This is a genomic window from Nitrospira sp. (assembly GCA_030692565.1).
GTDB lineage: Bacteria > Nitrospirota > Nitrospiria > Nitrospirales > Nitrospiraceae > Nitrospira_D.
This window is the reverse complement of record JAUYAO010000029.1, coordinates 18,303-41,859: the sequence shown is the minus strand read 5'-3', so window position 1 is coordinate 41,859 and position 23,557 is coordinate 18,303. Positions and strand designations below refer to the sequence as shown.

General features: G+C 57.7%; 22 protein-coding genes. 11 read left to right on the top strand and 11 right to left on the bottom strand.

What is annotated here, in order from left to right; translation table 11 throughout:
* Positions 1-138: 138 nt before the first annotated feature.
* Entirely contained in the window at positions 139-1,419 is a 1,281-nt protein-coding gene (locus Q8N04_07030) for a hemolysin family protein (GenBank protein MDP3090413.1), read from the top strand.
* On the opposite strand, the gene ligA is transcribed toward Q8N04_07030, so the two are convergent.
* The 3 genes from ligA to Q8N04_07015 are packed head-to-tail and all read right to left on the bottom strand — an operon-like array spanning position 1,412 to position 6,326.
* Positions 1,412-3,478, bottom strand: a complete 2,067-nt coding sequence (gene ligA, locus Q8N04_07025) for an NAD-dependent DNA ligase LigA (protein ID MDP3090412.1) — start codon at positions 3,476-3,478, stop codon at positions 1,412-1,414. The two genes, Q8N04_07030 and ligA, sit on opposite strands and share 8 nt — an antisense overlap.
* Complete coding sequence (locus tag Q8N04_07020) at positions 3,456-5,372, bottom strand: hypothetical protein (protein MDP3090411.1); 1,917 nt, start codon at positions 5,370-5,372, stop codon at positions 3,456-3,458. Before Q8N04_07020 ends, ligA begins: the two co-directional genes overlap by 23 nt.
* Positions 5,373-6,326, bottom strand: a complete 954-nt coding sequence (locus tag Q8N04_07015) for an AAA family ATPase (GenBank protein MDP3090410.1) — start codon at positions 6,324-6,326, stop codon at positions 5,373-5,375. It abuts the gene before it with no gap.
* Between the two features lie 236 nt (positions 6,327-6,562).
* Between Q8N04_07015 and Q8N04_07010 the strand changes: the two genes are divergently transcribed.
* The 8 genes from Q8N04_07010 to trpA all read left to right on the top strand — a co-directional run bounded on the left by Q8N04_07010 (position 6,563) and on the right by trpA (position 13,918).
* Entirely contained in the window at positions 6,563-7,198 is a 636-nt protein-coding gene (locus tag Q8N04_07010; protein ID MDP3090409.1) for a LysM peptidoglycan-binding domain-containing protein, read from the top strand.
* 10 nt (positions 7,199-7,208) lie between these two features.
* Positions 7,209-8,705, top strand: coding sequence for an anthranilate synthase component I (gene trpE, locus Q8N04_07005; protein MDP3090408.1), 1,497 nt, complete (start codon positions 7,209-7,211; stop codon positions 8,703-8,705).
* Positions 8,706-8,799: 94 nt separating this feature from the next.
* Positions 8,800-9,363 carry an aminodeoxychorismate/anthranilate synthase component II gene (locus tag Q8N04_07000; GenBank protein MDP3090407.1) on the top strand — a complete coding sequence of 188 codons (564 nt, stop codon included), beginning with the start codon at positions 8,800-8,802 and terminating at the stop codon, positions 9,361-9,363.
* A gap of 23 nt (positions 9,364-9,386) precedes the next feature.
* Positions 9,387-10,403 (top strand): anthranilate phosphoribosyltransferase, encoded by a 1,017-nt coding sequence (gene trpD / locus Q8N04_06995; GenBank protein MDP3090406.1) that lies wholly within the window; start codon positions 9,387-9,389, stop codon positions 10,401-10,403.
* Between the two features lie 3 nt (positions 10,404-10,406).
* Positions 10,407-11,231 carry an indole-3-glycerol phosphate synthase TrpC gene (trpC, locus tag Q8N04_06990; protein MDP3090405.1) on the top strand — a complete coding sequence of 275 codons (825 nt, stop codon included), beginning with the start codon at positions 10,407-10,409 and terminating at the stop codon, positions 11,229-11,231.
* Positions 11,232-11,247: 16 nt separating this feature from the next.
* On the top strand, positions 11,248-11,874 hold the full coding sequence (locus tag Q8N04_06985) for a phosphoribosylanthranilate isomerase (protein MDP3090404.1): 627 nt from the start codon (positions 11,248-11,250) through the stop codon (positions 11,872-11,874).
* Between the two features lie 47 nt (positions 11,875-11,921).
* Positions 11,922-13,115 (top strand): tryptophan synthase subunit beta, encoded by a 1,194-nt coding sequence (gene trpB, locus Q8N04_06980; protein ID MDP3090403.1) that lies wholly within the window; start codon positions 11,922-11,924, stop codon positions 13,113-13,115.
* Positions 13,112-13,918, top strand: a complete 807-nt coding sequence (gene trpA, locus Q8N04_06975) for a tryptophan synthase subunit alpha (protein MDP3090402.1) — start codon at positions 13,112-13,114, stop codon at positions 13,916-13,918. Before trpB ends, trpA begins: the two co-directional genes overlap by 4 nt.
* Before the next feature lie 44 nt (positions 13,919-13,962).
* On the opposite strand, the gene Q8N04_06970 is transcribed toward trpA, so the two are convergent.
* From Q8N04_06970 to lnt, 7 genes are all read right to left on the bottom strand, one after another.
* Positions 13,963-14,583, bottom strand: a complete 621-nt coding sequence (locus tag Q8N04_06970; protein MDP3090401.1) for a hypothetical protein — start codon at positions 14,581-14,583, stop codon at positions 13,963-13,965.
* Positions 14,584-14,599: 16 nt separating this feature from the next.
* Complete coding sequence (gene traF / locus Q8N04_06965) at positions 14,600-15,724, bottom strand: conjugal transfer protein TraF (protein MDP3090400.1); 1,125 nt, start codon at positions 15,722-15,724, stop codon at positions 14,600-14,602.
* Positions 15,725-15,801: 77 nt separating this feature from the next.
* Complete coding sequence (locus Q8N04_06960) at positions 15,802-16,464, bottom strand: ABC transporter ATP-binding protein (GenBank protein ID MDP3090399.1); 663 nt, start codon at positions 16,462-16,464, stop codon at positions 15,802-15,804.
* 38 nt (positions 16,465-16,502) lie between these two features.
* Positions 16,503-17,780, bottom strand: coding sequence for a lipoprotein-releasing ABC transporter permease subunit (locus tag Q8N04_06955; protein MDP3090398.1), 1,278 nt, complete (start codon positions 17,778-17,780; stop codon positions 16,503-16,505).
* A 6-nt stretch (positions 17,781-17,786) separates the two neighbouring features.
* Complete coding sequence (lysS, locus tag Q8N04_06950) at positions 17,787-19,268, bottom strand: lysine--tRNA ligase (protein ID MDP3090397.1); 1,482 nt, start codon at positions 19,266-19,268, stop codon at positions 17,787-17,789.
* Positions 19,269-19,285: 17 nt separating this feature from the next.
* Positions 19,286-20,426, bottom strand: a protein-coding gene (gene prfB, locus Q8N04_06945) for a peptide chain release factor 2 (protein ID MDP3090396.1) whose coding sequence is annotated in 2 segments (ribosomal slippage) — positions 19,286-20,356 and positions 20,358-20,426 — 1,140 coding nt in all. Because the reading frame shifts where the segments join, the coding sequence is not laid out codon by codon here.
* Between the two features lie 17 nt (positions 20,427-20,443).
* Positions 20,444-22,063 carry an apolipoprotein N-acyltransferase gene (gene lnt / locus Q8N04_06940; GenBank protein MDP3090395.1) on the bottom strand — a complete coding sequence of 540 codons (1,620 nt, stop codon included), beginning with the start codon at positions 22,061-22,063 and terminating at the stop codon, positions 20,444-20,446.
* Here lnt and Q8N04_06935 point away from each other — a divergent pair.
* Together Q8N04_06935 and Q8N04_06930 are read left to right on the top strand one after the other, a co-directional pair.
* On the top strand, positions 22,032-22,520 hold the full coding sequence (locus Q8N04_06935; GenBank protein ID MDP3090394.1) for an exosortase system-associated protein, TIGR04073 family: 489 nt from the start codon (positions 22,032-22,034) through the stop codon (positions 22,518-22,520). The two genes, lnt and Q8N04_06935, sit on opposite strands and share 32 nt — an antisense overlap.
* Before the next feature lie 26 nt (positions 22,521-22,546).
* Positions 22,547-22,795, top strand: coding sequence for a hypothetical protein (locus Q8N04_06930; GenBank protein MDP3090393.1), 249 nt, complete (start codon positions 22,547-22,549; stop codon positions 22,793-22,795).
* 146 nt (positions 22,796-22,941) lie between these two features.
* Here the strand turns inward: Q8N04_06930 and Q8N04_06925 are convergent, their stop codons facing one another.
* The gene (locus Q8N04_06925; GenBank protein MDP3090392.1) at positions 22,942-23,448 is read right to left on the bottom strand and encodes a pyridoxamine 5'-phosphate oxidase family protein; all 507 of its coding nucleotides are present in this window, start codon (positions 23,446-23,448) and stop codon (positions 22,942-22,944) included.
* Between the last annotated feature and the right edge of the window lie 109 nt (positions 23,449-23,557).

Genomic DNA, 23,557 nt, shown 5'->3' with positions numbered 1-23,557 from the left:
ATGATCATCATAACTCCCACATGGTCTGTTGAATCTGGTCAGTCAGGGGAAGCGCTGCTCTCTTTCTGCTGTAGAATCCACGCTGTTCGCCCTTTCAGGCTAGCCTTCGTGGCTAGTCGTCCCTAATCAAGAGCCCTCATGGATATTCTGATCCTACTAGCATTGATAGGGTTATCTGCCGTCATTTCGACGGCTGAGATCGGATTCTTTTCGGTCAATGAGACCCGTCTTCGCGCCCTTGCCAAGAATGGTAACAAACGGGCATCCATGGCGCTGACGCTCCGAAGTGACCCACAAAGGCTTCTTTCGACCATTCTTGTCGGAGACCGGCTGGTAGGAACCGCCATCCCAATGTATGCCACCTTCATTACCCTGAATGCCTACGGCGGGAAAACCGTATTTGAGGAGGCCATCGCCGTGATGGTGGGCGTCCTGACGTTCGTCCTGCTGGTGTCGGTGGACGTTATTCCAAAGACGTTGGCTGCCAAATTTGCCGTGCCGGTCACCCTGAACATGGCCTATCCCGTCTACGGCGTCCAGATTTTCCTTAAGCCGCTCCTGTTTCTCATGGTGCCGCTCATTCAAAAGCTGACCGGCGGCAAGGGCCTCACTCTCCCCTTAGTCACTGAGGAAGAACTCAAGATCATGCTGGATGAGGGAGGGAAGGCCGGCGAGTTGGAGTCGGAAGAAGTAAAAATGATCAAGAATGTCTTTCAGTTGAAAGATATTACCGCGGAAGATGCCATGACTCCGCGCATCTACGTCTTCTCGCTGGATGGGAATTTGCGTCTCAAGGAAGCGCAGGAGCTGCTGTATAACTCGAAGTATTCCCGTATCCCGGTCTATGACGGGACGCTGGATAACATTACCGGGGTGCTCTATAAGACCAAAGCATTGACCGAACTGGCGAAGGGCCGATCAGATGTCCGACTCAGGGATATCGCCCATCCGGCTCTGTTTGTGCCGGCAGGGAAAACGGCTGATGATTTGATGAAGCAATTCCAACAGGAAAAGCGTCACATGGGGATCGTCGTCAACGAGTATGGCGGCGTGATGGGTCTGGTTACCCTCGAAGACCTTCTGGAGGAAGTGGTCGGTGAGATCGTCGATGAGACCGATATCACCGAGGAGTTGATCAAGCGAATCGGGAAGAACCAGATTCTCGTCCACGGCAGGACCGAAGTGCGGAAGGTCAACGATTTCTTGAAGGTCGACCTCGGCGACGAGGCCCTAACCATCGGCGGACTCATTCAGGGAGAACTCGGCCGTATCCCCAAAGCAGGGGAAGAACTCCACATCGCCCATTGCCGTTTAGTGGTGCACGAAGCAGATCCCCGATCGATCCGCAGTGTGAACATTTATAAAGAAGAAAAGACTCCCGCCCCTGTGGAAACGCCTTCACTGAATCCCGTCAGCTAGCTGAGTCTTCTTTCAGCAGATCGGCGAAGCGCTGTTCGTCTAGCACTGCTACTCCCAGTTTCTGTGCTTGGTCAAGCTTCGAACCGGGCTCATGGCCCGCGACGACAAACGACGTGCGTTTGCTCACGCTCGAAGAGACGGTCCCTCCCAATCGCTCGACCAGAGCTTTAGCCTCATCGCGGCTGAAGCGGTCAAGCCCGCCGGTGAAGACAAACGTCTTCCCGGAAAACGGGAGCGAGTGGGGCGAAGCCGACCGAGCCTGCTCTGTAATCATCACACCAAGCTCGCGTAGCTGGGCAATGACCCGACGATTGGATTCTTCGCGGAAATAGGACGCCAGGCTGGAGGAGATCTCAGGGCCGATTTCTTTGACTGCTAAGAAGCGAGCTTCATCCGTATCCATGATGGCGTCCAAGGTTCCAAGTTCCTTAGCGAGTACCTTGGCGATATGCGCGCCGACCTGGCGGATGCCAAGCCCCATCAGGAAGCGGGCCAACGACACGGTCTTGCTCTGTTCGATGGCTTCGAGGAGAAGTGCCGTCGACTTCTCCGCAAACCCCTCGAGCGGTAGCAGTTGATCGCGGGTCAAACGATAGAGATCGGCCAAACTTCCGACCAGCTTGTGATCCACAAGTTGCGCGACGGTCTTTTTCCCAAGCCCCTCGATATTGAGCGCTTGCTTGGAGGCGAAGTGTTCGATGGCGCCTTTCAATTGCGCAGCACACCCGGAATGGCCGGTACAGTAAAAATAGGCTCCCTCACGTCCCACCGCCGATCCGCATACCGGACAGTGTCCCGGCATCGTAAACGGTTCGGACCGGGATTCCCCGGGAATCAGGATGCGTTCGGCAATGGCCGGGATCACGTCGCCGGCCCGTTCAACCTTGACCGTATCGCCCACACGGATATCTTTTCGCGCCACCTCATCGGCATTGTGCAGCGTCGCCCGACTGATCGTCACACCACCGACTTCAACCGGCCGTAGGAGTGCGACGGGAGTGAGTGTGCCGGTACGTCCGACCGAGACGACGATATCCTGCACGATCGTGATTTCCTTGCGCGGAGCGAATTTGAAGGCGATCGCCCAGCGGGGGCTGCGGGATTTGAATCCCAACTGTTCCTGCCAGGCCCGGCGGTTCACTTTCACCACCAGGCCATCGATTTCATAGGGGAGGTTGTCGCGAATCTGTTCGGTCTCGCGGTGGAATGCGATGACCTCCTCAATGGTGTGACACCGGCGTCGATGGCTCGGAACGGGAAGTCCCCACTCAGCTAAGGCGTCCAGTTCCTCCGAGTGAGAATTCGGCGGTGTCGTAGATAGCGCCATGGCTTCGTAGCAGGTCACCACCAAAGGGCGAGCTGCGGTGATGTTCGAGTCGAGCTGCCGAAGAGAGCCGGCGGCGGCGTTGCGGGGATTGGCAAACGCTTCGTCTCCCCGTTCCGTGATCGTTCGGTTCAATCCATGGAAATCGTCGAGCTTCATATACACTTCGCCGCGCACGGCCAGATGGTCGGGTGGAGAGGACTCGGTGCGCAGATGAAGGGGAAGGGAGCGGATCGTCCGGAGGTTGACGGTCACATCCTCGCCGGTTGTTCCGTCGCCTCTGGTGGAACCGCGCACCAATCGGCCCTGCTCATAGACCAGCTCAATGGAGAGGCCGTCGAACTTCGGCTCGACGGTGTACTCCATCTGTTCTGTCTCCAATTCCCGCTTCATCCGTTGATCGAATGCCAGGACGTCGGCCACATCGACGATCGAATCGAGGCTAAGCATCGGCCGTTCATGCTTGACCTTGCCCAATTCCGCCAGAGGCGGGGCCCCGACTCGTTGAGTCGGAGAATCATCCGTCACCAATTCCGGATGAGCGGCTTCGAGATCGCTCAGGTCTTTGAACAGCCGATCGTATTCACCGTCGGAAATCTCGGGGCGGTCTTTGACGTAGTACAAGTAGTCATGTCTTCGGATCTCCTGGCGAAGCCAGGCGAGCTGTTCCGAAGCCGGCGCAGAGGAATCAGGTCGCCGGGAGGGCGAGAGGTTATCGAATAAATCTGGTGGCATAACTTCTGATCTCATGGCCATTGAGCACGTGAAAGCGACGGAGCCGATCAAGGGTCTGGCTCGAGAATCTGGACAGTGGAATGGGCACAAGGGTCCGTCCGAATTGTTTGGCGATCCTTCGCCAGCTGGCGCGCGGCGGAATCGGCGTCACGAGCGCGATATGGGTCTCGCGGGTGTGTACGGCGGCGGCGGCGATCAGCCGTTCTTCTAGCGTGGTCGTAAAGGCAAGGAGGGGATCGCTCCAGATATCCGGAATCGGACGGGGAGGAAACAGGAAGAACGCGCCGCCGTAACGCGACTGTGCGATGCCGGGCCCTACCATGTCTTCGGCGAACGGGGTGGCGTAAAAACAGAGGGTGGATTCTTCTTGATGTTCAGCAAACCAGGTGGCTTGCCAGGAATAGGTCAGGGGGTCGGCGGGAGTATCAAACAGGAAGATCACGACTTCTACATTGCCTCGAGCGGGCGGGATCTCTCGCACATAGAGATCCATGCGCGGCAGTGTGCTGCCGGACGATGAGCCGCGCGATCGCTTTCCGCCCAGCCACCGGCGAAGACTTTCCCGGAGATCGAGCCCGTCTTTCATCGACGTCGTGAATTTTTCGGTCTTGGCCAAATCCGCGCCGATGAGCGCGGATGCCTGAGCCCGCACATGAGTATTGAAACTTTCAATTCGCTGATCTTCCGGAGGCCAGGAACATTGCCGTTGCGGGTTCCAGAGATGGGACCAGCGGCGGCTGGTGTTCCGGTCAGGTTTCGGTTTCAGCGCCAGCTCCCGCCAGACAAGCGGCGGACCCTGCAGGCGATTGGTGGCGGCGGCGATGGTTCCGTCAGGCAGCTCCACTTCATGGAGTCCCAGGGTGATCGCGTCGGACCTCGACGGAGTCAGATCCTCCTGATAGCCATAGCTCTTGGCCGTTTTGAGCAGCGTGACGGCAAAGTCGTCTCCGGCCGTTTGCTTGGCGGCGAGGACGAGTGTGTAGAGTGACGGGGTGAGGCGGCGCTCAAGGAGCGTGAGATTCCGTACGTACTGTAAGATGACTTGGAGGATCTGCGGGGTCACCCAGTCGGGGATGGAGGCGCCTTCTGACCGGTGATGCTCGATCCACCTGGCTCGTGTTTCAATGAGGAGTTCCTTGACGCCATCGAGGGCGAGATTCCAATCGGAGTACAGCGTTTCACGGCGCTGTTCGTAGAGTTCGGTAAGAAAGGGAAGCTCCCCCAGGGCGAAGTAGAGGGAGTCGCGGTTGACGCTGCACCGGACCGGCTGTCCGGCCGTCGACTCGGGCCGGTCATAGGGGGCATTGGTTTGATAGGCGGCACGGAGCCAGGGCCAATCCGTCATATGACAGAGGCACAAGATGGAGGCATGGTCCAGTTCCAGTTCATGTAGCCGAAAGGCCATCCATCTGATCCGTTGGTCCTGCTGGGATCCGGGTGGCGGCATGGTGAGAGCGGGCAAGGTCGCAGCTGCCAGCATGGGAAGCGAGACGGATTTGACGGCGTAGGGATCGGGTCCGACAAAAGGACTCGGTTCAAATCGGGCGACCTCTCGGTCAATGTAAGCGCGAGGGATGGATTCGCCCATTGCCACGCGGATGCCCATGATGACGGCCTGACAGGGGTCAACGGGAATCATGCTGACGCGGGCCTTTTCCTCGTGCGCCGGTTCCGGCAAGACGATCAGGCTGATGTCCGGGAGGCGATCTACGGCCTGCTCAATGCAGGCTTCTACGGAAGGCGGGAGGGGGACGGCCAGGCAGTCGTACCCTTTTCCGATGAGGGTTTCGCGGACTTCCTGTGCGATGTCTCCGCTGCCGTGGAGGATAGGAAGGAGATCGATACGCGGTGACAGGCGGAGTATTTGTGCGTCGGTCGGCGTATAGCGAGACATTCAGCGTCCCGGGTGTAGAGGGTCGTCTTCCTCAAAAAAGAAATCGCCAAAGCCTTTGGGGAGCGCTTGATCGCCCATCGCGCGTGTTCTCCGTTTCGACTGCTCTTCCAAATCCAGCGAGTCGGGGCCGAGGACTTTCAAGAGCGATTCCTGCCACATGCGGTCGAGTGCAACCGGATGGGATGAGTCCTGGGCCAGCCGTTTGACAGCGTATTGGATGAGATGGAGGCCGTCGCGGATCGAGTATTCCAGATTCAGCTGGTGGGCGTCCTGCAGAAAACCGACGGCAATGTTCAGGATCTCGTCCTTCGCAAAGGGAAGATGGTAGCGGAGAATCGCCATTTCATCCTGCCGCGACGGAAATCCAAGGCCGAGGGTCGGTTGCAGTCGGGAGAGCATGTAGTCCGGCACTTCATACGTGGAGGCATCTTCGTTCATGGTGACGCAGCAGCGAAAGTCTTCGTGCGCTTCGATCAGAATACCTGCGATGATCGATTCGACGCAGCGCCGATGATCGAGCAAGGAGGCCAGGGAGGCCCAGCTTTTCTCGTTCATCCGGTTGCCTTCATCCAGCACGCAGATACTTCCGGTGAGCACCGCGGTCACCAGTGGCGACGCGTGGTAGGCGATGGAGCCCGATTCAGCCAGGACCGGTGTAATCAGCAGGTCTTCCGGGCGGGTATCGGCAGTGCATTGAAAGACGTACAGATTCTGTTTGCGTTCCTTGGCGCCCGACATCGCCAACGTCGTTTTTCCGATGCCAGGAGGACCGGTAATTCTCGGCGACAGCGGGAGATCTCGGGGATCGACCTTGAGCCAGCAGGCGAGGAGTTGTTGCAGCGGCTCTCGACTCCCGATCCATTCCTGTAGCGTGGTAATCGGTTGCGCCAGATGCAGCGTAATGCCCTGTACGGAAATGGTTCTGGCAGATGACGGGTGTGCGTGATTATCCATGGCTGCAGATGTCCGAATCGACAATTTTCATGAAGGGGACGGTAACACAGCACCAGGAGTGGGTCAAACCCCTGTCTTGCCCCAATTCGCTTTGACTTTCACAGCGTTGGACCGTATTCTTAGTGACCCGTGAGCTGATGAATGACCGGACGTTGTGAGAGGCGGGATGGCCGATTTGGGATGCAGTCATGATCCGGCGGCGGAGGTGGACAATGAAGATGGAGGATCGTCGAGTGATGAATCAGACTTGTAAGGTGGTCGGGTCCGGCGTGTTGGTGTTGTGCGGCACTATGTTGCTCAGCGGCTGTGTGGTGCTCGAGGAAAAATACAATGCGGAGAAGGCGCGAAGTCTGAACTTCCAGCGGTTGCTGGCTCAGGAAGAAAAGCGCACGGCTGAGCTCGACAGCGAAGCGAAGCGAACGAAAAAAGAACTGGCTGAATTCGAGGCGCGGAACCGCGAATTAGCCGCGCAAGTTCAGTCGGCCCGAGAGCAAATGGGACGGCTCCAGGAAGAGTCTGAGGCGGTTAAAGAGTCGGCTATGCTGGAGCGGAAGGCCATGCAGGACATGCGGAAAATGGCCCCGTCCGCATCCGCCAAACCCAAGAAGGTCGATGAACTGGCGGCGCTTACGCGTGAAACCGATGCCCTCTTGCAGGATTCGACGAAAGAGATGGCAGGCCTGGCCGCCCCTGCGGAAACGGCCAAGCCCGGCGCCAAATCAGGAACCACCATTCACGTGGTGAAGCCCGGGGAGACGTTGTTTCGCGTGAGCCGCCTGTACGGCGTCCCCATCGACAAGCTGAAAAAGTGGAATAAACTTTCAGACGATATTATTGAATTGGGGCAGAAACTCATCGTTGGAATGGAGTAATTCCGCAGGCATGGCAACGCCAACGTATTCTCTCAGCTTGGACGAATTCCGGCGGTACGCACAGTCGGGCAATCTCATTCCTTTGTACCGGGAAATTCTGGCGGACTATGAGACGCCGGTTTCTGCGTTCGCAAAGATCGATCATGGTCCGTCGGCGTATTTATTGGAAAGCGTGCAGGGAGGGGAGAAGTGGGCCCGCTACTCGTTTCTCGGAAGCGGGTCACCGATCCTCATGGTGGAAGATCGCGGCGACCTTCTGATCAAGCAGGGCAAACGGACTCGTCGTATCGCCTGTCACGGCGCACCGCTGGATCGTCTGCGGGAATTTATGGAGACCTATCGTCCGGTCACCGTTCCGGGGCTGCCCCGGTTTGTCGGCGGTGCCGTCGGCTATCTCGGTTATGACATGGTGAGCACGTTCGAGAATATTTCGGTTCGCCGGAAAGAGAGTCTGAACCTGCCGGAGTTTGCCTTTCTGCTGACCGACACGCTCCTTATTTTCGATAACGTGGCACAGAAGATTAAGGTCGTCGCGAATGCGCATGTCGCGTCCCAATCGGAGCGGGCCATCCGCCAGGCCTATCGTCAGGCCACTGCTCGCATCGAACGTATGATTGCCCGTTTGCGCCGGCCGCTCCGCCGGACCGCGCCCAAGCGTCGACGGACGCCGATTACGTTCACCCCGAATATGAGCAAGGCTGACTTCGAAAAGATGGTCAGTCAGACGCAGGAATACATCAAGGCCGGCGATATCTTTCAGTGTGTGTTGTCTCAGCGATGGGAAACGAAGCTGCATGCGACACCGTTCCAGCTGTATCGCGCGCTTCGAGTCGTCAATCCGTCGCCGTACATGTACTACCTCAGGATAGCGGGCGTCGAGTTGGTGGGGTCGTCGCCGGAGATCCTCGTGCGGTGCGAAGATGGGTTGGTATCCGTTCGTCCGATCGCCGGCACCCGTCGTCGCGGCGCCACCGTCGAAGAGGATGAGCAACTGGAGCGCCGCCTGCTGGCCGATCAGAAGGAACGGGCCGAGCATATTATGCTGGTGGACCTCGGCCGAAACGACGTCGGGCGGGTGGCCGAGAGCGGCTCCGTCAAAGTCGAATCGCTGATGAACGTCGAGCGCTATTCGCACGTCATGCACATTGTGTCCAATGTGAGCGGCCGGTTGGCTCCGGAGAAGACCGTGTACGATGTGCTGCAGGCCTGCTTTCCGGCAGGGACAGTGTCAGGCGCTCCGAAGATTCGCGCGATGGAAATCATCGAAGAGCTGGAGCCGACCAGGCGCGGTCCCTATGCCGGCGCCGTGGGCTATTTCAGCTTTTCCGGTAACATGGACATGTGCATCAATATCCGCACGGTCGTGGTATCCAAGCGGCGAGCCTTCATTCAGGCCGGGGCCGGCATCGTGGCGGACTCAAATCCGGAATACGAATACGAAGAAACCTGCAATAAAGCCCGTGCCATGATGAAAGCCATCGAGTTGGCCGAGCAGGGTCTGGAATAAGGAAAGTGACACGTAACACGTAACAAGTGACAGGTAGCGGAGAAGCAGAGATTTCGCTCGTCACTCGTCACGCATCACCTAATCATGGTTGACTATGCTCTTGATGATCGACAATTACGACTCCTTCACCTACAACTTGGTGCAGTATCTCGGTGAGTTGGGCGAAGATGTCCGCGTCTATCGCAACGACAAGATCACCTTGCGGCAGATCGAAGAGCTTGGGCCCAGTCGTATTGTGATTTCTCCTGGCCCCTGTACGCCGAAAGAAGCCGGCGTGTCCGTGGAAACGATCCGCCAGTTTGCCGGCCGTATGCCGATCCTCGGCGTGTGTTTAGGCCACCAATCGCTGGGTGTGGCATTCGGCGGAGAAGTGATCCGCGCCCAACGGTTGATGCACGGGAAGACGTCGATGATTTCACACGACGGAAAAACGATTTTTCACGGATTGCCGAATCCCTTCGAGGCGACCCGCTATCACTCATTGCTGGTCAATCCGAAGAATCTGCCCGATTGCCTGGAGGTTTCAGCGAAGACGGCCGAAGGTGAAATTATGGGATTGCGCCACCGGACGCTCGCGGTCGAAGGTGTGCAGTTTCATCCGGAATCGATTTTGACCAAGGCGGGAAAAGACCTCCTCCGAAACTTCTTAAAGCTCTAGTCTCATCGGATTGCCCGTCTTCCATGATCAAAGACGCCATTGCCAAATTAGCCGAACGCACCAACCTTTCTGAAAAAGAAGCGGAAGACGTGCTGTCGGAAATCATGGACGGCGCGGCGACTCCGGCGCAAATCGCCGCCTATCTGATGGGCCTTCGCCAGAAAGGCGAAACGGTGGATGAGATCGCCGGTTCGGCGCGCGCGATGCGCGCCCGGGCCACGCGAATCCAAGTGGGCAGCTCGATCGTCATCGACACCTGCGGAACGGGCGGAGACGGCGGGCATACGTTCAATATTTCGACGACGGCGGCATTCGTGGTGGCCGGAGCCGGACTCACAGTGGCGAAACACGGGAACCGGTCGGTATCGTCCAAGTCGGGCAGCGCGGACGTACTGAGCGCCCTCGGCGTCCAGATCGACCTGCCGCCGGAGCGCGTGGCGGATTGTATCAATGAGGTGGGTATCGGGTTCCTCTTTGCGCCGCTCTTTCATGGCGCCATGAAACATTGCGCAGGGCCTCGACAGGAGATGGGAATCCGAACGCTCTTCAATGTCCTCGGTCCGTTGACCAACCCTGCCGGGGCCACGCACCAGGTGCTCGGTGTCTATGACGCCAAGCTGACCGAGGTCATGGCCAAAGTGCTGGTGCAATTGGGGTCGCAGCATTGTTTTGTCTTGCATGGGATGGACGGGCTCGATGAGCTCACCATCTGCGACCGCACGAAAGTCTCCGAAGGGAAAGCCGGTGTCGTGTCCAACTATTTTGTGGCGCCTGAAGAATTTGATCTGCCCCGCGTCCACAAGAAGGAAATCGCCGGCGGCACACCGGAAGAGAATGCCCGGATCGCGAGGGAAATTCTCCAAGGGAAGAAGGGGCCGAAACGCGACATTGTGTGTCTGAATGCCGCGGCTGCGATTGTCGCGGGTCAGCAGGCGAAGACGCTAAAAGACGGACTGCGAATCGCCAGACAGGCGCTCGATACAGGTGCCGCGGCAGAAAAACTCGATCGGTTGGTGGCTTGGACGAAGAAGGTATCCTGACGCATGATTCTGGATCAGATTCTTGAGCATAAGAAAGCCGAGCTTCGGCACAAGCAGAGCCGTGGCTACCTGGCTGATCTCAAGTCCGCCATTCGAGACTCGTCGCCGCCGCTCGGCTTTGCCGTGACGCTCGATGCGACCAGGACGGCGACGAGTCCGGCCCTGATTGCCGAGGTGAAAAAAGCCTCGCCGAGCCTCGGTCTGCTGCGCACCGAGTTTTCCCAGGATTTCGACTATCTCAAAATTGCGCGCTCGTACCATGAACATGGGGCCTCCGCCCTGTCCGTCTTGACCGATAAAGACTTCTTCCAGGGCGACCTGCGATATCTGGCCGAGATCAAGAAGGCGCTTCCCATGCCGGCGCTGGACAAAGAATTTATGGTGGGCGATATCCAGTTTTATGAAGCCCGCGCTCATGGGGCCGATGCGGTGCTGCTGATCGTGGCCGCGTTGGAAAAGCGCCAGCTGATCGACTTTCACGCGCTTGCGACTGAATTGAAGATGGACACCCTGTTTGAAACGCATCATGAACGGGAGTTGGATACCGTGCTGGAATGGATCCCGACGGCCCGCATGATCGGCATCAACAATCGTGATCTCAGGACGTTTACGACGGATCTTGGCGTGACGTTCCGACTGGCCAAACGCATTCCATCAGACAAGATCATTATCAGCGAGAGCGGCATTCATACGCGCGAGGATGTGCTGAAGCTGGTCGAAGCCGGCGTGCATGCCATGCTGGTCGGGGAGTCGCTGATCAAGTCCGAGAGCATCGAGAAGAAAATCGCGGAATTGCGTGGAACAACGAAGTCGGTCCACAACGCGTGAGAGCAATGTATTTCGCGTGAAAGTCAAAATCTGCGGTATCACCAACGAAGACGATGCGCGGGTCGCCGTTGAGGCGGGGGCCGATGCCCTCGGTTTTATCATGTATCGTAAGAGCCCGCGTTTCGTCGAAGCGGCGGTGGTCAAGCGGATCATCAATGACTTACCGCCGTTTGTGGCGGCGGTCGGTGTGTTCGTCAACGAAGAAGCCGCTGCTGTGCGACGGCTCATGGACGAGTGCGGACTTGCTCTGGCTCAGTTGCATGGTGACGAGTCTGCGGCCTACTGCGAGGGGCTCGGGCGTCCGTCTATGAAGGCGCTGCGGCTCAAGAACCGCGGAACGTTTTTGGCGCTGGCCGAATTTCAGGGACGCGCGAACGTCCGTGCGTTCGTGTTGGATGCCTTTTCCGATCAGGCCTACGGTGGCACAGGCCAGACGGTCGATTGGACCTTGGCGGCCGAAGCGGCTCGTGCCTCACGTGTGCTTCTTGCCGGTGGCCTGACGCCGGATAATGTGGCCGAGGCGATTCGACAGGTGCGGCCCTATGGAGTCGATGTCAGCAGCGGTGTCGAAGTGCGTCCAGGACAGAAAGATCACGTCAAGGTGCGGACATTCATTGAAGCCGCCAGGCTTGTCTCGGCCTGAGAGGCCCGATTATACTCCGTCACCATCTGAAAGGATTGAAGTGCACGATGAAGAAGGTGCCTGACAGCCATGGACGATTCGGCCCCTACGGAGGCCGCTATGTGCCGGAAACACTGATGCCGGCGTTGCTCGAACTAGAGCAAGAGTACGCCGCGGCTCGGAAAGATCGCGGGTTCCGTCAGGAACTGGCCTACTATCTCAAGCAATACGTCGGGCGGCCGACCTCGCTGTATCTTGCCTCGCGGCTGACCAAGAAGCTCGGTGGGGCCAAAATCTATCTGAAGCGCGAAGATCTCTGCCATACCGGCGCGCACAAAATTAACAATGCCATCGGCCAGGTGCTTCTGGCCATGCGGATGAAGAAACCCCGGATTATCGCCGAGACCGGCGCCGGACAACATGGCGTCGCGACGGCCACGGCGGCAGCGATGTTCGGCTTGGAATGCGAAATCTATATGGGCACCGAAGACATGCAGCGGCAGGCGCTGAATGTGTTCCGGATGCGTTTGCTCGGCGCCAAAGTCACCGGAGTCGATGCCGGGAGCCGGACGCTCAAGGACGCCATCAGCGAGGCCATGCGCGACTGGACGACGAACGTGCGCACGACCCATTACATTCTCGGGTCGGTGCTGGGCGCGCATCCCTATCCGATGATGATCCGCGATTTTCAAGCGATCATCGGCCAGGAGGCCCGCAAGCAAATTCTGGCTGCGGAAGGAAAGCTGCCCGACTATCTGGTGGCCTGTGTCGGCGGGGGAAGCAACTCCATCGGATTGTTTCATGCCTTTCTCGGCGATAAGAAGGTCAAGATGATCGGCGTCGAAGCGGGAGGCACCGGCATCGAAAGCGGAAAACATGCCGCGCGATTCTTCGGGGGGAAGCCCGGCGTGCTTCAAGGCACGATGACGTATCTCCTGCAGGACGAGGACGGTCAGATTAATTTGACCCACTCGGTATCGGCGGGGCTGGACTATGCGGCCGTGGGGCCGGAACACAGCCTCTATCACGACTTGAAACGTATTCAATACACCTATGCGACAGACGATGAAGCGCTCGCGGCCTTCGATCTGCTTGCGACAGTGGAGGGGATTGTGCCGGCGCTGGAAAGTGCGCATGCCATCGCCGAAGTCGTGAAACTGGCTCCGAAACTCAAAAAGTCCAACGTCATCATTGCCAATCTTTCAGGCCGTGGAGACAAAGATGTTCAGCAAGTGGCGCGGATGCGGGGGGTGACGCTATGACCGGACGGATTGAATCGACCTTTCAGCGATTGCGCCAGGGGAACAAAAAGGCGTTGATCGCCTATCTGATGGCCGGGGATCCCAGTCTGGCGGACACCGAGCGGCTGGTTGTGGAGATCGAGCAGGCCGGCGCTGACATCATTGAGCTTGGCGTGCCTTTCTCGGATCCGATCGCCGACGGTCCGGTCATCCAGTTGGCGGCTGAGCGAGGTCTGCGAAGCGGCACGTCGCTCAGGAAGATCCTGGCGATGATGAAGACGCTACGGCCGCGCACGCAGGTCCCGATCGTGCTCATGGTGTATTACAATTCGATCCATGCCATGGGGTTGGAAACGTTCTGCCGTGAAGCGGGGGCGGCAGGAGTCGATGGACTGATCGTCCCCGATATGCCCCCTGACGAAGCGGGTCCGTTGAAAGGTCCGGCTGCGGCAGCCGGGTTACGGCTTATTTTCCTCCTGGCACCCACCAGCACGTCCGATCGACGGACCTACGTGGCAAAGGAGTCGCAGGGGTTTCTCTACTATGTTTCGCTCACGGGGATTACCGGAGCCAAGATTCAAAATATGGCGGAAGTCGGCAAGAACGTCGGAAAGATCAAGAAGGTGACGAAGACGCCGGTGGCGGTCGGATTCGGCGTGTCCACGCCGGCAGACGCGGCGCAGGTCTCGGCTATGGCGGATGGGGTCATTGTCGGGAGTGCGATTGTGAAGCAGATTGCGGCGCACCAGCAATCGTCAGATATGCCGGTCACAGTCGGCCGGTTCGTCGCTTCTCTGAAAGCGGCGATGAACCAGAGCGCCTAGATGCGGGGCAGTGTCTTGGATGGATCAGGCGGATGGGGCAGGCACTACCGCTTGCCGGAACTTGTCGACGGCGGCATATATTTGATCATCTCATCGGTCAAGTCGGCCGCCACATCCTTCAAATTCGGCTTAAAGAACATGTAGCTGCTGGCCTTCTCATGCCTGGCCTTCCAGACAGTCGTTCCGGTCGTGGCGTCGATGAGACGCATGCTCAACCCGACACGGCCGACATTGTCGCCTTCTTTTCTCGAATACTCCCAGGCATTGATCCGGATCACGAGAAAGGACTCGACATTGAGTGACTTGCCCAGTTTGATCGCCGAGTCTTTGTCTGATTGGCCCGTCATTTCAAGCCTGGAGAAATAGAACACCAGCGAGTCAAACGCTTCCTTCGACCCCTGAAAGATATCGGTGACTTGCTCCGCCGGGACGACGCGCTCGATTCGCCCGGTCTTGCTGAGCGACCCCGCAAGGACTTCCTGAATATCCTCACGCGCACTGTCATATTGGCTGGCCATCGGTGGCAACACCGCGACTGACTGGGGACGAAATACCTTCGCGCCTGGACCTTCCCACATTTCCTGAAGGCCACCGCAACCGGCAATGGTCAGCGCAAATAATCCGGCAAGGAAGGCATGTCGAAAGGACTTGGTCTGCAATATCATAATTCTCAGTATACCATTAGAACGTCAAAGAGACAGAGCCCGAAGCCAATATGCCGCGTTCACGGAAATCATAGCCTCCGCCGAAGTCCATACGGAGAGCAAATATCCGTAGTCCAAACCCTGCAGTGGGCGTAATCGTCGAGGCGGCGTCCTGGACATTCTTATAGGCACCGGCTCGAAGAGAAAGAAACTCGTTCAAAATCGTTTGTTCTACACCGACGCTCAGTACTTGGCTCTTTATCCCCGGGACAAAGGTCTTGTTTGAGGTGACATCCATATCGGCCGTCAACGTGAGCGACGAGTAGGGGTTCACGGCAACGCCGCCTCGCACTTGCGGCAGCATTTTGAGCTTGGTGCCATCGGGCGCATCGAATTGTGGCTGGGTAAGATCTTTGGCGACCACTCCAAGCCGCAGCCAGGATGCGGGACGATAGATGGCGCCGACATCGACGGCAAAGGCAGTTGAGAGCTTCGACTTGCCGAAGCTCTCGGATAGCGTGAGATCCTGACCGTTAATCGTGGCTGAACCAGAATAGGCGGCACCTTGAATGGCTTTTGCTGTAATTCCAACGGCAAATGTCTTTTCAGCGAAAGCGTAGGCATAGGAAAACGCCGCTTGTCTGGCTTCAAGACCGCGCAGCGCCATTTGCCCGTCAATTGTGAGCGCCCCTCCACCGGTGGCCGTCACTGGTCGGGACAAGAAGCTTCCGGCGGTTGCCACGTCTGACAGGTTAAATCCAAACGCATGCTCGCCAAAATGTCCTTTGAAATAGAGTCCCGTGGCACCACTTGCCGACAGGGACGCGCCGGGCCGGTTTAACCGGTTTGCCAAGTCTTGTGCACGGCTGAGATTAGCAGGGGTATTGCTCTTATCCAAATCTTCAATGTCCTGCAATGATTGGCGGACTCCGTGGCGATCCACCCCCTGCGCAGTAGCCTGTATTCGGATATCCACAGTCTGTGTCATGGCCAGGCCGGCCGGGTTCCAATAGGTGGCCAGGGCATCTGTCGTAATCGCCACTCCAGCGCCACCCATGCCGGCGGCCCGGGGGCCGACGGTGACAAATTCCACGGCCAGGACCTGATTCGGAATCAGCATGAGGGCAGTCAACCCAAGAGCGCGAATAAATAAATGTTTCATAGCCTTACCTCGCATGAAGCTCGAAAGGACTCCGTAATATTTTGCAGTCTAGGGATCTCGACCACATCCGTCAAGACTTAGACGATCATCCCGTCTTGCATGTAAATGATGCGGTCGGACTGGGCGGAGAGCTTGTCGTTATGGGTCACAATCACGAAGGTGGTCTTGCGGGTTCGGTTCAGATCACGAAGCAGGCCAAACAGGGCTTCGCCTGTATGGGTGTCAAGGTTTCCGGTCGGTTCATCGGCCAGGACGAGATCGGGTTTCTGCAGCAGTGCCCGGGCAACCGCGACACGTTGTTGTTCGCCCCCGGAGAGTTCTCCCGGTTTATGGTGAAGCCGCTGTCCCAGTCCGACTTCTTGAAGCAGGGTCGTAGCTTCCTGCTCGACTTCCTCGATCGGCCGCCGCTGGATGAGCGCCGGCATGCAGGCATTTTCCAGCGCGGTGAATTCCGGCAATAGATGGTGAAACTGAAAGACAAAGCCGATGCGGCGGTTGCGGAATTCGGCCTGCTGCGCCTCGGACATCTGGAAGAGATCCTGATTGTCGAAGTAGACGGTCCCCTTTGTCGGCCGGTCGAGCATCCCCATGATATGGAGCATGGTGCTCTTCCCGGCGCCTGACGCCCCGACGATCGCCACCATTTGCCCGCGTGGAATTTCCAGATCGATCCCCTTGAGCACGGTGAGTTCTTGTGAACCCATGGTGAAGGATTTGTGGAGGTCCGTTATTCGGATCATCGGATAGTTCTCACCGGTCAGTGGTATAGGAGTCGTACTCATTCGTATCGCAGGGCCGCGACTGGTTCAAGCTTGGCCGCCTGGAGAGACGGGTAGACGGTCGCGGCAAAGCTGATGAGGATGGCGGAACCAGCCACAAGGAGCACATCGAGCGCCTGGACGTGGACGGGAATTCTGGAAATGTAATAGACGGTCGGGTCGAACGCCCAAAAGGTCTGGATCAGCCAGAGGAAGGCGTAGCCCAGGGGAATGCCGATGGCCGTGCCGCTGAAGCCGATGATGAGACCGTTCAGCATAAAGATGCGCCGGATGCTCTTCCTGGTCGCCCCCATGGCTTTCAGAATTGCGATCTCTTTTTGCTTTTCCGTCACGATCATCGTGAGGGTACTGACGATATTGAACGAGGCGACGATGGTGATCAGGACCAGGAGGAGAAACATCATCGTCTTCTCCAGCTTCAGCGCTGAAAAGAGATTGCGGTTCATCTGCATCCAATCTCTCGCGCCGTAGACAAATCCCAATGAGCCTTCGATGTTGTGAGCGATGTCGTTCGCGCGAAAGACGTCGGTGACTTTCACTTCGATGCCGGAGACGGTCGAGCCCATATTGAAGAACTTTTGGGCCTCGGCAAGGTCGATATAGGCCAGCGAGGAATCGTATTCGTACATGCCGGAATGAAAGAGGCCGACGACGGCAAAGGTGCGAATCTTCGGGACCATGCCCATGGCGCTGATCGGGCCGACGGGCGAGACCACGTTGACCGTGTCGCCCACGAAAGCTCCGAGGCGCATAGCCAGCTCTTTGCCGAGGATGATGCCCGGTTTCTCCGTTTCGACGGCCGGACCGGTGGGGTCGTCGGCCGGCGGTTGCTTGATCTTCACGGGTTTGCTCAAGTCGGACAGTTCGCCGGTTCCGAGATTCTTGGCGAGCTCGGTGACATGCCCTTCCCGCTGAGGGTCGATCCCGCGAAGCACGATGCCCTGGACGCCGTTCGGCGTGGTGAGCAGGACCTGCTTCAGGACAAACGGTGTGGCGGCGACGACATCCTGGACGGCTTCAATCTGTTTCGTGGTCGGTTCGTAGTCGGACATGCCGTCTTTCATACGGTCCTGCACGATGATATGGGCCGTGGTCCCGAGAATCTTGGCCTGAATGTCCTCTTTGAAGCCGGTCATGATGCCGACGGTCCCGATCAGGGCGGCCACGCCGAGCGTAATCCCGGCGATCGACACGAACGTGTTGAGTGAGATCGTACGGTTCCGCCGCTTAGCGCGCAGATATCGAAGGCCGACAAAGATTTCATACGGCATCGACATGGGCGATTATTTCTCCGGCCGGAGTTGAGGAAACAGGACGACATCACGGATCGAACCCTGATTCGTGAACAGCATAATCAAGCGGTCGATGCCGATGCCTTCGCCGGCGGTCGGCGGCATGCCGTATTCCAATGCGCGCAAGAAATCCTCATCGACAAGATGCGCTTCTTCATCGCCGGCTTCGCGCTGGGCCGCCTGGCCTTCGAATCGTTCCCGCTGATCGAGCGGATCGTTCAACTCGGAAAAGGCATTCGCGATTTCTCGTCCGGCGATATAGAGCTCAAAGCGGTCGGTGAGCGCGGGATTGGAATCCTTCCGCCGCGCGAGGGGGGAAATTTCGATCGGGTAGTCGGTGATGAACGTCGGTTGAATCAGGTTCGGCTCGACCGTTTCTTCGAAAATCTCGTTCACAATATTAAAGAGCGTGGCCTTGGGATCGACCTGGATGCCGAGTGATTTCGCGGCGGCAGCGGCCTTGTCGCGATCTTGCAGGACGGATGCATCCAGATTGTTCACTTCCAGAATGGACTGGTGGTAGGACCAGCGCCGCCAGGGTGGAGTGAGGGTGATCTCTTTGCCTTGATAGTCGATCACGGTTTTTCCGAGCATCTGCTGGGCCAGGCTGGACACCATGTCCTCGGTCAGGATGATCAGGTCCTGATAATCGGCATACGAGACGTAAAACTCCAGCATCGTGAATTCGGGGTTGTGAATCGTGGAAATGCCTTCGTTGCGGAAATTGCGATTGATTTCAAAGACGCGGGGAAAGCCCCCCACGATGAGCCGCTTGAGGTACAACTCCGGTGCGATGCGCAAATAGAGGTCGATACCGAGGGCGTTGTGATGGGTCACAAAAGGCTTCGCGGCCGCGCCGCCGGGGATCGGGTGCATCATCGGGGTTTCGACTTCCAGGAATCCGCGTTCGATCAGGTATGACCTGATGCCCGCAATGATCCGGCTTCGGATGGCGAAAATGTCGTGGACGTCGGGATTCGCGATCAGATCGACGTAGCGTTGCCGGTAGCGTGTTTCGACGTCGGTGAGTCCGTGCCACTTTTCCGGCAACGGGCGCAGGGCCTTGCTCAAGAAGGTCAGCTCACGGACTTCCACGGTGAATTCATTGGTCTTGGTGCGGAAGAGTGTGCCGCTGACTCCGATCCAATCGCCCAGGTCGAGCTGTTCCGTCACCATATAAGATTGTTCGGTGAGGAGATCTTTCTTGAGATAGACCTGTAAGCGGTCTGCGCCGTCCTGTATGACTGCAAAGCCGGCTTTGCCAAACCGGCGCAAGGCGACTACGCGGCCGGCGAAGGTGCAGCCGATTTTCTCCTCTTCCAGGACTTCCTTGGACTTTTCGGAATGCAGCTTGATGAGCTGTCCCGCGCGGTCTTTGACTTCGAATCGAGTGCCGTAGGGAGCCACGCCGCCTGCGCGCAGCTGGTCGAGCTTCTTGATGCGTTGCTGTCGTTGTTCGTTCAATTCATCCATGGTCGTTCCGTGTCCTGTTAATCCTCATCCGTGCCGGCTGTGGTCGGGGCGAGGAGCGCTCCGGCCATCTTCTTCTTCAGATACGCTTCAATAAACGTGTCCAGATCGCCGTCCATGACCGCCGCGACGTTCCCGGTTTCATGGGCCGTCCGGTGGTCTTTGACCATTTGGTAGGGCTGGAACACATAGGACCGGATCTGACTGCCCCAGCCGATCTCTTTCTTCTCGCCGACGATGGCGTTGAATTCCGCCTCTTTCTTTTTCTGTTCCACTTCGAACAGACGGGCTTTCAGAATCTTCATCGCGCCATTGCGGTTCTGGAGTTGCGATCGCTCGTTCTGGCATTGCACGACGATGTTGGTGGGGATGTGCGTAATCCGGATCGCCGTTTCAACCTTGTTCACATTCTGGCCGCCGGCGCCGCCGGCTCGAAAGGTATCGATTCTGAGATCTTTGTCGTCGATGACGACATCGATGTCCTCGTTGAGTTCCGGATAGACGAAGACCGAGGCAAAGGAAGTATGGCGTCGCTTGTTCGCGTCAAAGGGGGAGATTCGGACCAGGCGATGCACGCCGGCTTCAGCCTTCAAGTACCCGTACGCATAGGGGCCCGTCACCGAGATGGTCACGCTCTTGATTCCGGCTTCGTCGCCGTGGAGCAGGTCCAATGTTTCCACCTTGAACTTTTTGGTCTCAGCCCATCGGACATACATGCGCAGGAGCATCTGCGCCCAGTCCTGCGACTCCGTGCCCCCGGCACCGGGATGAATGGCCATGATCGCATTGTTCGAATCCAGTTCTCCCGAGAGGAGCATTTCGACGCGAAGCGTGGCCAGCGTGGTTTCAAGCCGGTGAAGCTCCGTCGTCAGCTCCTGTTCAAGGGAGGGATCCTGGCCTTCTTCCGCCAGTTCGAGCAGAGCCTGAAGGTCGCCAAGTTTCGTCTCGATCTCACGCCATTGGATGAGTTCGCGCTCAAGCGTGACTTTTTTCCGGCTGGTCGCTGCGGCTGATTTGGTGTCGTTCCAGAATGTCGGGACGCCCATCTTGGCTTCGAGCTCTTCGAGCTCGGCGGTCATGCGAGCGAGGTCAAAGATGCCCCCGTAGTTCCGAGACCTGGGCTCCGACCGTCTGCACGCGACTCCGTACCTCTTCTAACATGCAAGTATCCTTTCGAATTACACTGGAGTGATAGCGGTCGTGCCGTGAACCGGCTCTTTCGGCCGGAGAAGACTGATCAGGCACAACAGCGCGCAGATTACCACACAGCCGTAGGCAAACACATCCCCGTGCCGGCTGTAGAATGTCCGCGGTTGCCAGACCGGAATCGTCGCCCGAACCGATTCCGCTGAAAAGAGTCCGGTCGCGTGCAGGATCCGCCCGTAGGGATCGATGGCGCCGGTGATCCCGGTATTGGCGGAGCGGGCAAAGGCGAGATGGTTTTCTACCGAGCGGAAGACGACCATGGAAAAATGCTGCGCGGGTGCCGAGGAGTTTCCGAACCATCCGTCGTTCGTAATGGTCACCAGAAATTCAGCGCCGTTGACCGCGAGCTGCCGGACCAGATCCGGAAAAATCACCTCATAGCAGATGGCCACGCCGAACTTCAGGGGGCGGGAGGGAACGGACGTCCCGTCTTCACGGATCGTTGCTTTGGGAGTCAGCGACAACGTTGTTCCGCCTGGACCAGCCTCAAAGTCGCCGATACCTTCAACCAGCTTATCGAGGAAAAACAGCAACGACGACTTCAGTGGAATGTATTCTCCGAACGGGACTAAGTGATGCTTGTCATACCGCCCAAGAATCGTCCCGTCTGCCGACAAGAGATAGGCGCTGTTCAATAAGTAGGGACGACGGTCCGGATAAAAGCGGAGCGCCGGGCTGCCGAATAGGATCGGGGCTTTGGCCCGGTCGGCCAGGGCCATGAGTTGAAGCTGATAGTCTCTCTCCCGCTCGAATATGAATGGCGTGGCGGCTTCGGGCCAGACGATCAAGTCGGTGGTATCGCCAAATTGGTGTGTCAGGCGAGCGAATCGTTGCATCGTGTCGTCGCGATAGGCGCTCTCCCACTTCACCGCCTGATCGATATTGGGTTGAACCAAGCCGACGGTCACGACCCCTTTCGGCGGTGCCAGCGTGGCTCCGGCTAGGAGTGATGTGCCATATCCGTAGGTCAAGAACATGAGCAGGCTGGTGACGGTGACGAGTTCCCACGGCAGCTTCTTCGGACGGAATCCGCGGAAGAAGGGCATGAGCCACAGGAGCAGTTCGGCGAGCGTCAGGTTCACGAGGATGATCAGGAAGGAGACGCCATACACACCGAGATGGTCGGCGACCTGGATGAGTTCCAGTTCGCGATACTGTGAGTAGCCCAGCAAGCTCCAGGGAAATCCTGAAAACGCGTAGGTTCTCAGCAGTTCGAGCGAGACCCACACGCAAGGCGAAAACATAATTCCATACCGTGGTAAGAATTCGCGTAACCAGACGACGCTCCAACTATAGATTCCGATGTAAAGTCCAAGATAGGCAGTGAGCAGGAGCAAAATGGCGTAGCTGACGGGAAGGGGAACTTTCCCATAGGTGGTCATCGCGGTGACCACCCAGGCCATGATTCCGGTGAATCCAATGGTCCCCGTCAGGCATCCAATCCAAAAAGCCCGCCGTCTCGTAGACGAGTCGAGGGCGACATGGAGGGGAATCATGGCGATCCAAGCGAGGAGCCCCAGATCAAATTTCGGAAAGCACAGAGGGAGCAGGAGGCCACTTATGCAGGCAAGAATGAGCTGGCGCGCACGCATTCGATCCATCGTGCGGTACCATAACGAAAGCGATTTCGACTTGCAAGGAATGGATAGAAGGAGCAAATTGCTGAATCGGATGGGTATGAAGATGGGAGTCTTGCTGGCGGTACTGATCGTCGGCCTGGTGGCGCAGGCTCCGGCACAGGCTGATGAGTCGCCAGCTCTTAGTGACCGGATCTCCGGAAAGCTCATTCGAGGTATGGTGAATCTTTCGACCGGATGGATAGAGGTTCCGCGTCAGATTTATGAAGTCTGGACTCATGAGGGCTGGGTGCGTGGTATGCTGCGCGGTCCGTTCGACGGAATCGGAATGTTTTTCGCACGCACGGTCGCCGGTGTTGTTGAAACGGCGACCTTCGCAGTTCCGCTGCCGACCTATAAGCCCTTGTTGATGCCGGCCTATGCGTGGGATCCAGAGGATCCATCCGACGTGACGGCGGCTGGCCGCAAGTAGACACAGAACATATTCGAAGGGAATCTATGGACGAGTTGAAACACACCCGCAGGATACGTATCACACCATTCACAAAACCGGCTGCCGAGCCACCGGAGGACTCAGCGATTTGGATGGGCGGAGAAGCCTCAGTGGGCACTCAGGCCAGACGGCATGTCCGCCAGACTGAACGGAATACACCGGGCCTCGCCCTCACGATTCTCGGCCTCACCTTCTTGGGTGGCCTGGCCTTGGGGACCGTCACGTCCAGACTCCTGCGCAAGACGCGGCCATAGTCCGAGCCCGCTTCCTCTTTATCAGGCTGCTCAAAAAGGCTGTTCAACAAGGCCGTAGCGAATAAAGAGGCGAAGGCGTACCCTTGTGGTACGTTGAGCCTCTGAACGAAGCGAGAACGCCGCTGGCAGAGTTTTTCAGCAGCCTGCTATTTATTCCGCTCAGGTTGTTGGTGAATCCAGAGTTCGGGGGAGTGGGCTGTTGCCTGGTAGGCCTGGCCGAACCCCAGGACCAGATGGGCGTCCTGAAGCTGCAGCTCCCATAGCGAAAAATCTGCAAATCCAAAGGTCATGGCGGATTTTGGAAATCGGGCGAGATAGCGTTCTTTCATCTGTCCATACGTGGCCGCGTTCGGTGCTAGGATCGCGGCCGATCCCTGTAGATTGATTCTGCGCAAGGCCAACGGGGTTTTTTCAGGGTGATCAGGTTCGGAGAGGAAGAGCGACACCTGCGGGTCCTGACGCAGATGCTGGGTGTGCAGGGCAAGCTGGCTCAAGTGTAAATACGCTCTCGTCCAATTCTCGCCGAGCACATAGGGCACATGCGAGCCAAATGGCTTTCCCTGTCTCATGGTGAGGAGTACACCTGTTCGCACCTCTTGTGCCAGCGTCGTCCAGGCTTCCCGTACCGCTTCATTCGTCATTGACTCAGCCATCAGCTATATCCTCTCGCACTCAAAGGTCGTTCGCGCAATAATAACCCTATCGGTATCAGGCCGTCATGTCTTGATGAAGGGCCTAGGAGTCACGGCTTATTGTGTTTGC